This window comes from Mycobacterium sp. E2462, assembly GCF_001672685.1.
Taxonomy (GTDB): Bacteria; Actinomycetota; Actinomycetes; order Mycobacteriales; family Mycobacteriaceae; genus Mycobacterium.
Genome location: NZ_LZKC01000086.1, coordinates 1 through 12,653 on the forward strand (window position 1 = coordinate 1; position 12,653 = coordinate 12,653).

At 72.2% G+C, this 12,653-nt stretch carries 14 protein-coding genes, 1 tRNA gene and 2 pseudogenes; 13 read left to right on the forward strand and 4 right to left on the reverse strand.

Translation table 11 applies throughout. The features are described 5' to 3' along the window. The 6 genes from A5714_RS04315 to rdgB all read left to right on the forward strand — a co-directional run. A partial coding sequence (locus A5714_RS04315; RefSeq protein WP_197513544.1) for a P1 family peptidase occupies positions 1-511 on the forward strand: 511 nt, incomplete at its 5' end. A 122-nt stretch (positions 512-633) separates the two neighbouring features. Beyond that, a complete protein-coding gene (locus A5714_RS04320; protein WP_156747166.1) occupies positions 634-1,305 on the forward strand; it encodes a rhomboid family intramembrane serine protease in 672 nt (223 codons plus the stop codon). Continuing rightward, on the forward strand, positions 1,302-2,117 hold the full coding sequence (gene murI / locus A5714_RS04325; RefSeq protein ID WP_068283112.1) for a glutamate racemase: 816 nt from the start codon (positions 1,302-1,304) through the stop codon (positions 2,115-2,117). Before A5714_RS04320 ends, murI begins: the two co-directional genes overlap by 4 nt. Positions 2,118-2,189: 72 nt before the next feature. Then, positions 2,190-2,972 carry a cyclic nucleotide-degrading phosphodiesterase gene (locus A5714_RS04330; protein WP_068283114.1) on the forward strand — a complete coding sequence of 261 codons (783 nt, stop codon included), beginning with the start codon at positions 2,190-2,192 and terminating at the stop codon, positions 2,970-2,972. A 64-nt stretch (positions 2,973-3,036) separates the two neighbouring features. Beyond that, positions 3,037-3,816: a ribonuclease PH gene (gene rph, locus A5714_RS04335; protein WP_068073069.1), complete on the forward strand. Its 780-nt coding sequence runs from the start codon at positions 3,037-3,039 to the stop codon at positions 3,814-3,816. Continuing rightward, complete coding sequence (gene rdgB / locus A5714_RS04340; protein WP_068073068.1) at positions 3,813-4,427, forward strand: RdgB/HAM1 family non-canonical purine NTP pyrophosphatase; 615 nt, start codon at positions 3,813-3,815, stop codon at positions 4,425-4,427. The genes rph and rdgB overlap by 4 nt, the downstream gene beginning before the upstream one ends. Here rdgB and A5714_RS04345 read toward each other — a convergent pair. Together A5714_RS04345 and A5714_RS04350 are read right to left on the reverse strand one after the other, a co-directional pair. Further along, positions 4,424-4,774 carry a DUF3817 domain-containing protein gene (locus A5714_RS04345; protein WP_068073066.1) on the reverse strand — a complete coding sequence of 117 codons (351 nt, stop codon included), beginning with the start codon at positions 4,772-4,774 and terminating at the stop codon, positions 4,424-4,426. The two genes, rdgB and A5714_RS04345, sit on opposite strands and share 4 nt — an antisense overlap. Beyond that, a complete protein-coding gene (locus A5714_RS04350; RefSeq protein ID WP_197513545.1) occupies positions 4,771-5,142 on the reverse strand; it encodes a hypothetical protein in 372 nt (123 codons plus the stop codon). The genes A5714_RS04345 and A5714_RS04350 overlap by 4 nt, the downstream gene beginning before the upstream one ends. Positions 5,143-5,216: 74 nt before the next feature. Here A5714_RS04350 and A5714_RS04355 point away from each other — a divergent pair. From A5714_RS04355 to A5714_RS04365, 3 genes are all read left to right on the forward strand, one after another. Then, positions 5,217-5,300 (forward strand) — tRNA-Leu (locus tag A5714_RS04355). Between the two features lie 79 nt (positions 5,301-5,379). Continuing rightward, complete coding sequence (locus A5714_RS04360; RefSeq protein ID WP_068073036.1) at positions 5,380-5,679, forward strand: hypothetical protein; 300 nt, start codon at positions 5,380-5,382, stop codon at positions 5,677-5,679. A gap of 61 nt (positions 5,680-5,740) precedes the next feature. After that, positions 5,741-6,058, forward strand: a complete 318-nt coding sequence (locus tag A5714_RS04365) for a hypothetical protein (RefSeq protein ID WP_068073034.1) — start codon at positions 5,741-5,743, stop codon at positions 6,056-6,058. Here A5714_RS04365 and A5714_RS04370 read toward each other — a convergent pair. Further along, positions 6,055-6,492, reverse strand: a complete 438-nt coding sequence (locus A5714_RS04370; protein WP_068283120.1) for a thiol-disulfide oxidoreductase DCC family protein — start codon at positions 6,490-6,492, stop codon at positions 6,055-6,057. The genes A5714_RS04365 and A5714_RS04370 overlap by 4 nt on opposite strands. A gap of 91 nt (positions 6,493-6,583) precedes the next feature. Here A5714_RS04370 and A5714_RS04375 point away from each other — a divergent pair, with 91 nt between their 5' ends. From A5714_RS04375 to A5714_RS26925, 4 genes and pseudogenes are all read left to right on the forward strand, one after another. After that, positions 6,584-7,297 (forward strand): TetR family transcriptional regulator, encoded by a 714-nt coding sequence (locus A5714_RS04375; RefSeq protein WP_068283122.1) that lies wholly within the window; start codon positions 6,584-6,586, stop codon positions 7,295-7,297. Continuing rightward, positions 7,297-9,915: an ABC transporter ATP-binding protein/permease gene (locus A5714_RS04380; RefSeq protein ID WP_068283125.1), complete on the forward strand. Its 2,619-nt coding sequence runs from the start codon at positions 7,297-7,299 to the stop codon at positions 9,913-9,915. Before A5714_RS04375 ends, A5714_RS04380 begins: the two co-directional genes overlap by 1 nt. Then, positions 9,912-11,645 (forward strand): ABC transporter ATP-binding protein, encoded by a 1,734-nt coding sequence (locus A5714_RS04385; RefSeq protein ID WP_068283128.1) that lies wholly within the window; start codon positions 9,912-9,914, stop codon positions 11,643-11,645. The genes A5714_RS04380 and A5714_RS04385 overlap by 4 nt, the downstream gene beginning before the upstream one ends. Positions 11,646-11,717: 72 nt before the next feature. After that, positions 11,718-12,305: pseudogene (locus A5714_RS26925) on the forward strand (aminoglycoside phosphotransferase); the annotation flags it as partial. A 47-nt stretch (positions 12,306-12,352) separates the two neighbouring features. Here A5714_RS26925 and A5714_RS27550 read toward each other — a convergent pair. Then, a pseudogene (locus A5714_RS27550) lies at positions 12,353-12,574 on the reverse strand (phosphotransferase); the annotation flags it as partial. Between the last annotated feature and the right edge of the window lie 79 nt (positions 12,575-12,653).

Consider the following 12,653-nt stretch of genomic DNA (forward strand, 5'->3'; position numbering starts at 1 on the left):
CGGCGCGCTGGCGGTGGTGAACGCCGCCGGCGAGGTCGTCGACCGGGCCACCGGGTTGCCGTGGATGGCGGACGCGATCGCGCGGTTCGGGCTGCGGCCGCCGCCGGCCGCGGAGCTCGACGCGCTCGCGGCGCTGCCCGGGAAGTCCGGGCAGCGGGCCGACCCGCTCAACACCGTCATCGCGGTGGTGGCCACCGACGCCGCGCTCAGTCCGGCCGCGTGCCGGCGCATCGCGGTCAGCGCGCACGACGGCCTGGCCCGGTCCATCCGGCCGGCCCACACCCCGGTGGACGGCGACACGGTGTTCGCGCTGGCGACGGGGGCGGTCGAGGTGCCCCCGCCCGCGGACGCGCCCGCCGCCTTCTCCCCGGAGACCGCGTTGGTCGCCGCGGTCGGGGCGGCCGCCGCCGACTGCCTGGCGGACGCGGTGCTGGCCGGGGTGCTCGCCGCCGAATCGATCGCCGGCATCCCCACCTACCGCGGCCTGCTGCCCGGCGCGTTCGGCCGGTGAACGGGGCACCGGCGACAGCGCCGGTAGCCTTGACGATGCCGGGGACGCTCTGAAAGGGCAGCTAATGGGTGAGACCGCGTCGCGACGACGCCGAGCGCAGCGCTGACGGAGCGCGGGCGCTCATGAACACGTCGCGGGGACGCACCGGCACCAAGCCTCAGGCGAGGCAGCGGTCTGCCTGGATGGTGGGCGGTGCGACCATCATCACCTTCGTGGCGCTGCTCTATCTGGTCGAGCTGATCGACCAGCTGACCCGGCACTCGCCGGACGGCAACGGCATCAGGCCGCTCACGGCCGACGGGCTGTGGGGCATCGTGTTCGCCCCGGTGCTGCACGCCAGCTGGCAACACCTGATCGCCAACACCGTCCCGCTGTTGGTCCTGGGATTCCTCATGACGCTGGCCGGGCTGTCGCGGTTCGTGTGGGCCACCGCGATCGTGTGGGTGCTGGGCGGGTTGGGCACCTGGCTGATCGGCGACGTGGGCAGCAGCTGCGGGCCGACCGACCACATCGGGGCCTCGGGGCTGATCTTCGGCTGGCTGAGCTTCCTGCTGGTGTTCGGTGTCTTCGTCCGGCGCGCCTCCAACGTCATCGTCGGTGTGCTCGTGTTGTTCGCCTATGGCGGCGTTCTGCTGGGGGCCATGCCGGTGCTCGGCCGCTGCGGCGGAGTGTCCTGGCAGGGCCACCTGTGCGGGGCAATCGCCGGCGTGGCCGCCGCCTACTGGCTGTCCGCGCCGGAACGCAAAGCGCGGGCCGCCCGCCGGGGCGGTAGCGCGAAGCGGGGCGCGACGTGAGCGCGCAGCTGGCGCCGATCGGCGTCTTCGACTCGGGTGTCGGGGGCCTGACCGTCGCCCGCGCCATCATCGACCAACTGCCCGACGAGGACATCGTCTACGTCGGCGACACCGGGCACGGGCCGTACGGCCCGCTGAGCATTTCCGAGGTCCGCGGGCACGCGCTGGCCATCGGCGACGACCTGGTGGGCCGCGGCGTCAAGGCGTTGGTGATCGCCTGCAACACCGCGTCCGCGGCCTGCCTGCGCGACGCCCGCGAGCGTTACGACGTGCCCGTCGTCGAGGTGATCCTGCCGGCCGTGCGCCGCGCCGTCGCCACCACCCGCACCGGGCGCATCGGCGTCATCGGCACCCGCGCCACCATCGACTCGCACGCCTACCAGGACGCGTTCGCCGCGGCCCGCGGCGTCGAGATCACCGCCGTCGCCTGCCCGCGCTTCGTCGACTTCGTCGAGCGCGGCGTGACCAGCGGCCGGCAGGTGCTGGGGCTGGCCGAGGGGTACCTCGAGCCGCTGCAACGGGCGCATGTCGACACCCTGGTGCTCGGCTGCACCCACTACCCGTTGTTGTCCGGGCTGATCCAGCTGGCCATGGGCGACAACGTGACGCTGGTGTCCAGCGCCGAGGAAACCGCGAAGGAAGTTCTGCGGGTCCTCACCGAACGAGACCTGCTGCGCCCGCACGACGCAACGCCCGCGACGCGGGTCTTCGAAGCCACCGGTGACCCCGAGGCGTTCACCCGATTGGCGGCCCGATTCCTCGGTCCGGCGGTCACCGGCGTCCAACCCGTTCAGCACGTAGGAATCGACTAAGAACATGCCGAGATTCTCATCACACCAATGCGGCGATGTTTTCGTCATCGCCCTATCGGGCATGGCACAGTAGTGTCCGTGCGAATAACCGTGCTCGGCTGCTCGGGCAGCGTGGTGGGGCCGGATTCGCCTGCGTCGGGATATCTGCTCCGCGCACCGGACACGCCACCCCTCGTCATCGACTTCGGCGGCGGCGTGCTAGGCGCCCTGCAGCGCTACGCCGATCCCGGGTCCGTGCACGTGCTGCTGTCGCACCTGCACGCCGACCACTGCCTCGATCTGCCCGGCCTGTTCGTCTGGCGTCGCTATCACCCGACGCGGCCCGACGGCAAGGCGATGCTCTATGGACCCGGCGACACCTGGTCGCGCCTGGGCGCGGCGTCGTCGCCGTATGGCGGTGAAATCGACGACTGCTCAGACATTTTCGACGTCCGCCATTGGGTGGACGGCGAACCCGTCACGGTCGGCGCGCTGACGGTGCTGCCGCGGACCGTGGCGCACCCGACCGAGTCCTACGGCCTGCGCATCACCGACCCCGACGGGGCCTCCTTCGTCTACAGCGGCGACACCGGCATCTGCGATCAACTGGTCGAGCTGGCCCGCGACGCCGACGTCTTCCTGTGCGAGGCGTCCTGGACCCACTCGCCCGACCGGCCCCCCGCGCTGCACCTGTCCGGCACCGAGGCGGGCCGCATCGCCGCGCGGGCCGGCGTGCGCGAACTGCTGTTGACCCACATCCCGCCGTGGACGTCGCGCGAGGACGTCATCAGCGAAGCCAAGGCCGAGTTCGACGGTCCCGTGCACGCGGTGGTGTGCGGCGAGACGTTCGACATCCGCCGCTCCGAAAGGGTTTGAGCGGCCCCACCGGGGATGCCCCGCACCGCGGGCCGCGCCCGGACCGCGGGCTAGTGTTGGCGTCGTGACGAGACGCGAAGACGGCCGCCTGGACGACGAGTTGCGCCCGGTCGTCATCACCCGAGGCTTCACCCAAAACCCGGCCGGGTCGGTGCTGATCGAGTTCGGGCACACCAAGGTCCTGTGCACGGCCAGCGTCACCGAGGGCGTGCCGCGCTGGCGCAAGGGGTCGGGCCTGGGCTGGCTGACCGCCGAGTACGCGATGCTGCCCTCGGCCACCCACACCCGCTCCGACCGCGAATCGGTCAAGGGCCGGCTCTCCGGGCGGACCCAGGAGATCAGCCGCCTCATCGGCCGGTCGCTGCGCGCCTGCATCGACCTGCGGGCGCTCGGGGAGAACACCATCGCCGTCGACTGCGACGTCCTGCAGGCCGACGGCGGCACCCGCACCGCGGCCATCACCGGCGCCTTCGTGGCGCTGGCCGACGCGGTGACGTACCTGTCGGCGGCCAACAAGCTGTCCGACCCCCGGCCGTTGTCGTGCGCGATCGCGGCGGTCAGCGTCGGTGTGGTCGACGGCAGGGTCCGCGTCGACCTGCCGTACGAGGAGGACTCCCGCGCCGAGGTCGACATGAACGTCGTCGCCACCGACACCGGAACGCTGGTGGAGGTGCAGGGCACCGGCGAGGGCGCCACGTTCCCGCGCTCGACGCTGGACAAGCTGCTCGACGTGGCGCTGGCGTCGTGTGACACGTTGTTCGCCGCCCAGCGCGAGGCCCTCGCGCAGCCGTACCCCGGTGAGCTGCCGGAGCGTGGCGCGCAGCCGAAGGCGTTCGGCAGCTGACCCGGCTCCTCGTCGCCAGCCGCAACCCCAAGAAGCTGGCCGAGCTGCGCCGGGTGCTCGACGCCGCCGGGCTGACGGGCCTGACGCTGGTGTCGCTCGACGACGTGCCGCCGTTCGACGAGGCGCCGGAGACCGGGGCGACGTTCGAGGACAACGCGGTGGCCAAGGCGCGCGACGCCTTCGCCGCGACGGGGTTGCCCAGTGTGGCCGACGATTCGGGGCTGGCGGTGGCGGCGCTGGGCGGGATGCCGGGCGTGCTGTCGGCGCGGTGGTCGGGCCGCCATGGCGACGACGCCGCCAACACCGAACTGCTGTTGGGGCAGCTGCGCGACGTGCCCGACGAGCGGCGCGGCGCGGCCTTCGTGTCCGCCTGCGCGCTGGTGTCCGAGCGCGGCGAGGTGGTGGTGCGCGGCGAGTGGACCGGCAGCGTCGCGCGAGCGCCGCGCGGCGACGGCGGGTTCGGCTACGACCCCGTCTTCCTTCCCGACGCCGCGGGGGGCCGCACCGCCGCCGAGCTCAGCCCGGCCGAGAAGGACGCCGCGTCGCACCGCGGCCGGGCGCTGGCGCTGCTGCTGCCGGCGCTGCGGGACCTGGCCGGCGCGCGCCCCTAGAGCGCGAAGCGGGCCTTCACGTCGCGGGTCTGGAAGTGCTCGACGACGATGCCCACCAACGGAATCGTCCCCGCCAGCAGCACACCGACCGTCTTGAGCAACGGCCAGCGCACCTTGATCGCCAGGTTGAACGCGGTCAGCACGTAGACGAAGTACACCCAGCCGTGCACCACCTCGATCCACCGGATCTCGTGGTGGAACGCCAGGTGCGAGACGATCTCGTAGCACAGCGCGATCAACCACAGCCCCGTCGTCCACGCCATGACCCGATAGCCCAATAGGGCGGTGCGGATTTTCTCGACGGGGAAGGCGGACGCGGGCGCGCCGGGAGTCTGCGGTGTGGTCATGCGGTGGTCCTGTTCTGTTTTTCGGCGTCTTGTCGGGCGAGCTCGGCGAGGTAGGCGTTGTAGTCCCGCAGGGCGGGATCGTCGGGCGGCGGCGGCGCCGGGGTAGGCCGCTCGGGCAGCAGCCCCGCGGGTAGTTCCGTGACGGCCTGTTGGGGCTCCGGCGGCGCCTCTTCGTAGCGCACGAATTTGCGGTAGGCGTAGACGCAGAACCCCGCGAACAGCGGCCACTGCAACGCGTACCCGAGGTTCTGGAAGCTGCCTGATGTGGACTGGAATCTGGTCCACTGCCACCAGCCCAGCGCCAGGCACCCGCAGGCCGCGACGACGACCAGAGCGATCAACGCGGGCCTGCGGCGATGCTTCTGCACGGCCGGGGTGGACACCCCTCGACGGTACCGTTCAGGGCGCCGCCGGCGAACCGAGCGGTACGATCGCTAGGCCCGCGGGCGTGGCGAAATTGGCATACGCGCCGGCTTTAGGTGCCGGTGCTCGCAAGAGCGTGAGGGTTCGAGTCCCTCCGCCCGCACTCACCGATCAGCGCCCGCCGCGGCGGGCATGCTGGCGTTTCCGGCTCAGCCGCTGCCGCGGCCGGGTATCTTTCCCCCATGCGGTTCACCCACGTCGGCGCCGCGCTGATCGCCGCGCCGCTCGCGCTACTGGGGGCCTGGCCGGCGCACGCCGACACCGGCGTCCCGGGCTACGTCGCGTGCGTCGGTGGGGATGCCAAGCCTCCGCCGCCGGGAGTCAACGCCGAATTCTGGTTTCCCAGCGTGCACGTGATCGCGGTCGACCTCGATTCCGGCTGGTCCTCCGACCAGGTGGTGCAGCGACTGGTCGGCATGGGCGTCAAGCCCGACGACGCCGCCAAACGGGTGCGCTGCTTCATGGCCAACCAGCCGCACTGAGCCGACAGGCTTCAACCGCCCGGCGGCGGGTACGTGTAGTCACGGACCCGAGGGAGCAGCCATGGCCAGCGAATACGAGCCGCCCGCACTGCGCGAGGCGGCGGTCACCGACCAGGAGATCGCGCGCGCCGAGCGCCGGGCCGCGCAGGCGCGGGAGCGGGCCGCCCACGCCGGCCTGTCGGCCGCGCGCAGCTTCGAGGAGTCGGCGCGCCAGCACGATCGGGTTGCGCGGGTCCAGGACCAGACCATCCGCCAGGGCGCGTCCCACGACGAGATTCACCGCGAATCGGCGGCCCGCCACCGCGAGGCCGCGATCGACGACCGCAAGTTGGCCGAGCTCAAGCGCAAAGAGTCCGAGGCGGACCTCGCCGGCGACTAGGCGTCGAGGAAGCGGGCCCGCACGTCCGGCGACGGCAACGGGCACGTGTCGTATTTGCCGAAGATGCGGTAGCGGATGCCGGCGAAGCCGTCGTAGAGCCGGTCCCGCAGGGGGCCGGGGATCACGCCGGCGGCCGTGAACAGCTTCCACGGGCCGCCGAGGTAATCCGCGACGCGGATCGCGGCCGCGGAGCGTACGAAGACCCGCTCGCCCGCGCCGCCGGGCGCCTCGACGAACACCACGGAGTCGACGTCCTTGATCGCGGGGTGCCGGCCGAAAACACTTTGCGCGTAATCGCTTTGCAGGGCGGCGAACCGCAGGGTGCCGCGCCGGTCGAACCGCAGAATGGTGCGCACCGCCCAGTTGCAGACGCCACACACGCCGTCGTAGAGCAGCACCGGCGCCTCCGGCCGGCCCAGCGCGTCACCGCTCATGAGTCCAGGTTACCGACCGCCCACCGGAGTTGACCTATGGTTAGGCAACCCTTAGTTTATGGGGGTAACTTACCGAGTCGGAGTGAACCGGATGCAGACAGTCGCGCCGCGACAAGGGGGACGGCCCCCACTGATCACGCTGGACGACGTCCTCGCCATCGGCCGCGACCTGGGCATGCGGCGGTTGAGCATCAGCGCGGTGGCCGCGCGGCTCGGCGTGTCCACGACCGCGTTGTACCGGCACGTCGACGGCCGGTGGGATCTCGAACGGCTGGTCGGCGAGAGCCTGCTCGGCGAGCTGGACCTGCGCGACGATCCCGACGCGACCGTCGAGGAGCACCTGGTGTCGTTCGCCGCGCAGCTGCAGGATTTCACCGCCGCGCACCCGGGACTCGCGTCGTATCTGCAAGTCCTGTTTCCGCGCGGCGACGGCGGGCGACGGTTGCTGGCCGCCGAGGTCGACGCGTTGAGCCGGCGCGGCTACTGTGCCGACGCGGCCATCCTGCTGAGCAGCGCGGTCGCCAGCGTCGCGATCAGCCTGGCCGCCCGCGAGGAGAGCAACGCCGGCGCGACGGGGGGAGACCACGCCGGCGAGTTCGCGGCGGAACGCGACGCCGTCGCCGACCGGCTCGCCGGTGATCCGCAGCTGGGCGCCGCCCATATCGGCGTGTCGCAGGTGTCGGCCGCTGAATTTCTGCGACTGCTGCTGGTCGCATCGATCCGCGGCCTGGTGGCGCAGATTCCGCCGGGGCGCCCGATCGACGACATCGTCGCGGGCCTGGCGCCCGCGGGAAGGGACCGCTGATGGCTCGGGGTTTCTCCGGCGTGATGCTGCGGAGCTTCGGCGCCCGCGACCACGTCGCCACGGTGATCGAAACCGTCCGGATCGCACCGCATCTCGTGCGGATCCGGATGAGCTCGCCGACCTTGTTCGAGGACGTCGACGCCGAGCCGGCGGCGTGGCTGCGGTTCTGGTTTCCGGATCCGGACGGATCGACCACCGAATTCCAGCGCGCCTACACAATTTCCGAGGCCGACGTCGCCGCCGGCCGGTTCGCGGTCGACGTCGTGCTGCACGAGCCGGCGGGCCCGGCGTCGCAATGGGCCCGCGCCGTGCAACCCGGCGCCACCATCGCGGTGATGGCGCTGATGGGTTCGTCGCGCTTCGACGCGCCCGAACAGCAGCCCGCGGGTTACCTGCTGATCGGCGACTCGGCCTCCATCCCGGGCATGAACGGCATCATCGGGGTGGTACCCGGCGACGTCCCGATCGAGATGTACCTCGAGCAACACGACGCCAACGACCCGTCGATCCCGATCGCCGAGCACCCCCGCCTGCGCGTGCACTGGGTCGCGCGCCGCGACGAGAAGTCGCTCGCCGCCGCGATCGAGAGCCGGGACTGGTCGGACTGGTACGCCTGGGCGACGCCGGAGGCAACGGTGCTCAAGCACGTGCGGGCCCGGCTGCGCGACGAGTTCGGCTTCCCCAAGTCCGAGGTGCACGCCCAGGCCTATTGGAGCGCCGGACGCGCGATGGGCACCCGCCGCGGCGACGAGCCGGGCGGGGCCGACGGTGTGGCCCCCACCGTGTCCGCGGAAGACGTTGCCGCGCAGCTCGAGTCGGCCCACCAGGTGCCCGCTGCGGCGCCCGCCGTCGCGACGCCGCGCGGCAACTGGCGCGCGCAGGGTGCCGGCCGGTTGCTCGCGCCGCTTCGGTCGGCGCTCATCCTCTCCGGGGCGCTGCAGGCGGTCACCACGCTGGTGCAGCTGGCGCCGTTCGTGTTGCTGGTCGAGCTGGCCCGGTTGCTGGTAGCCGGCGCGCCGGCGGCCCGGCTGTGGCAGCTGGGAGTCGCGGCGGTGTCGCTGCTGGGGTTGGGTGCCCTGCTCGGCGCCGCCCTGACGCTGTGGCTGCACGTCGTCGACGCCCGGTTCGCCCGCGATCTGCGTTCGCGCCTGCTCGGCAAGCTGTCCCGGTTGCCGTTGGGCTGGTTCACGGCCCGCGGGTCGGGCTCGGTCAAGCAGCTGCTGACCGACGACACGTTGTCGCTGCACTATTTGGTCACCCACGCCATCCCGGACGCGGTCGGCGCGATCGTCGCGCCGGTCGCCGTGCTGGTGTACCTGTTCGTCGTCGACTGGCGGGTCGCCCTGGTCCTGTTTCTGCCGGTCCTGGTCTATCTGGTGCTGACGTCGTCGCTGACGATTCAGTCGGGTCCGCGCATCCCGCAGTCGCAGCGCTGGGCCGAGCGCATGAACGGCGAGGCCGGCGCCTACCTCGAGGGCCAGCCGGTGATCCGCGTGTTCGGGGGCGCCGCCGCGTCGAGTTTCCGCCGCCGCCTGGACGAGTACGTCGGCTTCCTGGTCGCCTGGCAACGCCCGCTGGCGGGCAAGAAGACCTTCATGGACCTGGTCACCCGGCCGTCGACCTTTTTGTGGCTGATCGCGCTCACCGGCACCTCGCTCGTCGTCACCCACCGGATGGACCCGGTGAACGTGTTGCCGTTCCTGTTGCTGGGCACCACCTTCGGCGCGCGACTGCTCGGCATCGCCTACGGGGTGGGCGGCATCAGCGCCGGCATGCTGGCCGCCCGGCGCCTGCAGAACACCCTCGACGAGCCGGAGCTGGGCGTGCGCGAGGGCGCACGGACCGGCGGTGAGCCGACGGCCACGGTGGAGTTCGACCACGTCAGCTTCGGCTATCGCCCCGGGGTTCCGGTGATCCACGACGTGTCGCTGACCCTGCGGCCCGGCACCGTCACCGCCCTGGTGGGGCCGTCGGGCTCCGGGAAGTCGACGCTGGCCGCGCTGGCGGCCCGGTTGCACGACGTCGACCAGGGCGCGATACGCGTTGCGGGACAAGACGTCCGGTCGTTGACCGCCGACGAGCTGTACGCGCGGGTCGGTTTCGTGTTGCAGGAGACGCAGCTGGTGCACGGCACCGTCGCCGAAAACATCGCGCTCGCGGTGCCCGAGGCCTCCGCGGAGCAGATCACCGACGCGGCGCGCCAGGCGCAGATCCACGAGCGCATCCTGCGGCTGCCGGACGGCTACGACACCGTGCTGGGCGCCGGCAGCGGGCTGTCCGGCGGCGAGCGGCAACGGCTGACCATCGCCCGGGCGATCCTGGCCGACACCCCGGTCCTGATCCTCGACGAGGCCACGGCCTTCGCCGACCCGGAATCGGAATACCTGGTCCAGCAGGCGCTCAACCGGTTGACCAGGGACCGCACCGTGCTGGTGATCGCGCACCGGTTGCACACCATCACGCAGGCACACCAGATCGTGGTGCTCGATCACGGCCGGATCGCCGAGCGCGGCACGCACGACGAGCTGTTGGCCGCCGACGGGCGCTACCGGCGGCTGTGGGAGGGCGGCCGCCGCGACCCGGTGTCCGCCGGCACGGCGCAGGGGGGTGGCCGATGATCCGCACCTGGTTGGGCCTGGTCCCGGCGGACCGGCGCACCAAGGTCGTCCGCTACGCCGCGCTGGGCCTGCTCTCGGTCGTCGTGCGGGCGGTCGCCACGGTGTTGTTGGTGCCCTTGGTGGGGGCGTTGTTCAGCGACGCGCCGCGCGGGGCGCTGGTGTGGCTCGGCTGGCTCACCGCCGCGACCGCGCTGGGCTGGGTGCTGGACACCAGCACCGCGCGCATCGGTTTCGACCTGGGGTTCGCGGTGCTCGACCACAGCCAGCACGACGTGGCCGACCGGTTGCCCGACGTGCGGCTGGACTGGTTCACCGCCGAGAACACCGCGACCGCCCGGCAGGCGATCGCCGCCACCGGGCCCGAACTCGTCGGGCTCGTGGTGAACCTGCTGACGCCGCTCAGCTCGGCCGTGCTGTTGCCCGCGGCCATCGCGGTTGCCCTGCTGCCCATCTCCTGGCAACTCGGGGTGGCGGCGCTGGGCGGCGTGCCGCTGCTGCTCGGCGCGCTGTGGGCCTCCGCCCGGTTGGCGCGGCGCGCGGATCAGGCGGCGGCGCAGGCCAATACGGCTTTCACCGAACGCATCATCGAATTCGCCCGCACGCAGCAGGCGTTGCGCGCCGCCCGCCGCGTCGAGCCGGCGCGCAGCCTGGTCGGTGACGCGTTGGCCGCGCAGCACGGCGCGACCATGCGGCTGCTGTCTTGGCAGGTGCCGGGGCAGTTGCTGTTCAGCCTGGCCAGTCAGCTGTCGCTGATCCTGCTGGCCGGGGCGACCACCGCGCTGACCGTCGACAAGACCCTGACGGTGCCCGAAGCCGTCGCGCTGATCGTCGTCATCGTGCGCTACCTGGAGCCCTACACCACCATCAGCGAGTTGGCGCCGGCGCTGGAGAGCACCCGCGCCACACTCGAGCGCATCCGGTCGGTGCTCACCGCGCCCGTGCTCACCGCGGGAGCCGCCGCGCTGCCGGGCGCCGGCGCGGCGCCCCGCATCGAATTCGACGACGTGGCCTTCTGCTACGGCGGCGCCCCGGTGCTCGACGGGGTGCGCTTCGCGCTCGAACCGGGCAGCACAACGGCGATCGTCGGCCCGTCGGGGTCGGGCAAGAGCACGATCCTCGCGCTGATCGCCGGGCTGCACGAGCCGACGCGTGGCCGCGTCCTGATCGACGGCGTGGACGCCGCGACACTGAGCGCCGAGGCCCGGCGCGCGGCCAGCAGCGTCGTCTTTCAGCACCCCTATCTGTTCCACGGCACGATCCGCGACAACGTGCTGGCCGGTGATCCCGGCGCCGACGCCGAGCGCTTCGGGCGGGCCGTGGCGCTCGCGCGGGTCGACGAGCTCGTCGGCCGCCTGCCCGACGGCGCCGACAGCGTCGTCGGCGAGGCCGGGTCGGCGCTGTCCGGCGGGGAACGTCAGCGGGTCAGCATCGCCCGCGCGCTGCTCAAGCCCGCGCCGATCCTGCTGGTGGACGAGGCGACCAGCGCCCTGGACACCGAGAACGAGGCCGCCGTGGTCGACGCGTTGACGGCCGATCCGCACGCCCGCACCCAGGTGATCGTCGCGCACCGGTTGGCCAGCATCAGCCACGCCGACCGGGTGCTGTTCGTCGACGGCGGGCGGGTGGCCGAGGACGGGACGATCGACGAATTGCTCGCTGCCGGAGGGCGTTTCGCCGAGTTCCGGCGCCAGCAGCACGAGGCCGCGGCGTGGCGGATTCTCGCGGACTGACCCACGGGGCGCGTGTGGTATGCCTGTAGCGGTTTGTGCGTTGCGTCGGGCCGACTGCGAGGAGAGCTGCCGATGAGTGCTGTGGTGTCGATTCCGCGTCATCCGGCCGACGTCACGCCGGCGTGGTTGTCGGCCGCGCTCAGTAGCCGCGGCGCCACCGTGCAGGTCGCCGAGGTCGAGGTGGTCGCGATCGGCACCGGCCAGACCGGCGCCACCTACCGGGTGAGCGCCCGCTACGCGAGCGACCCCGGGGACCTGCCGTCGACCTTCGTGATCAAGCTGCCCGCCCAGGACGACACCGTGCGCGACCGGGTGGTGATCGGGTACCGCAGCGAGTGCGCGTTCTACTCCGCCGTGGTCGACCGGGTCACGGTGCCGACGCCGCGCTGCTTCTACTCCGAAATCTCCGCTGATGCCATGGAGTTCGCGCTGCTGCTGGCCGACCAGGCCCCGGCGGTGCAGGGCGATCAGCTCGCCGGCTGCGACGAGGTCGAAGCCCGGCTGGCGGTGACCGCGCTGGCGGGCCTGCACGCGCCGAGTTGGTGTGATCCCGTCTGGCTCGACTTCCCGGACATCCCGTTCGCCCGTCCGGACCAGGCCGGCGCGCAGGGAATGGGCGCGGTGGCCACGATGAGCGCCGAGATCACCCTGGAGAGGCTGGTGGCGGTGAAGTAGGCGAGGTCCCTGGCCGGCAGGCCGACGCCTAGCGTCTGCCAGTCGACCACGCTGACCCGGGTGCGCTGGGGGTCGAACAGCAGGTTGTCCAGGCGGTAGTCGCCGTGCAGCAGGGCGAACCGGTCGTATTCGGACAACAGCCACGGCGTCACCAATCCCATTGCGGCCGAGAATGTTTCCCGGTCCTCGGCGCTCATGCGGTGGCCCAGCCTCTCCAGGGTGATCTCGGCGCTCATCGTGGCCACCGCGCCCATTCCCTGCGCGCCGCCCTGGAAGGGCAGCTGGTCGCCGACTACCACCGCGCCCTGACGGCCGGCGGGGTCGGCGACTACG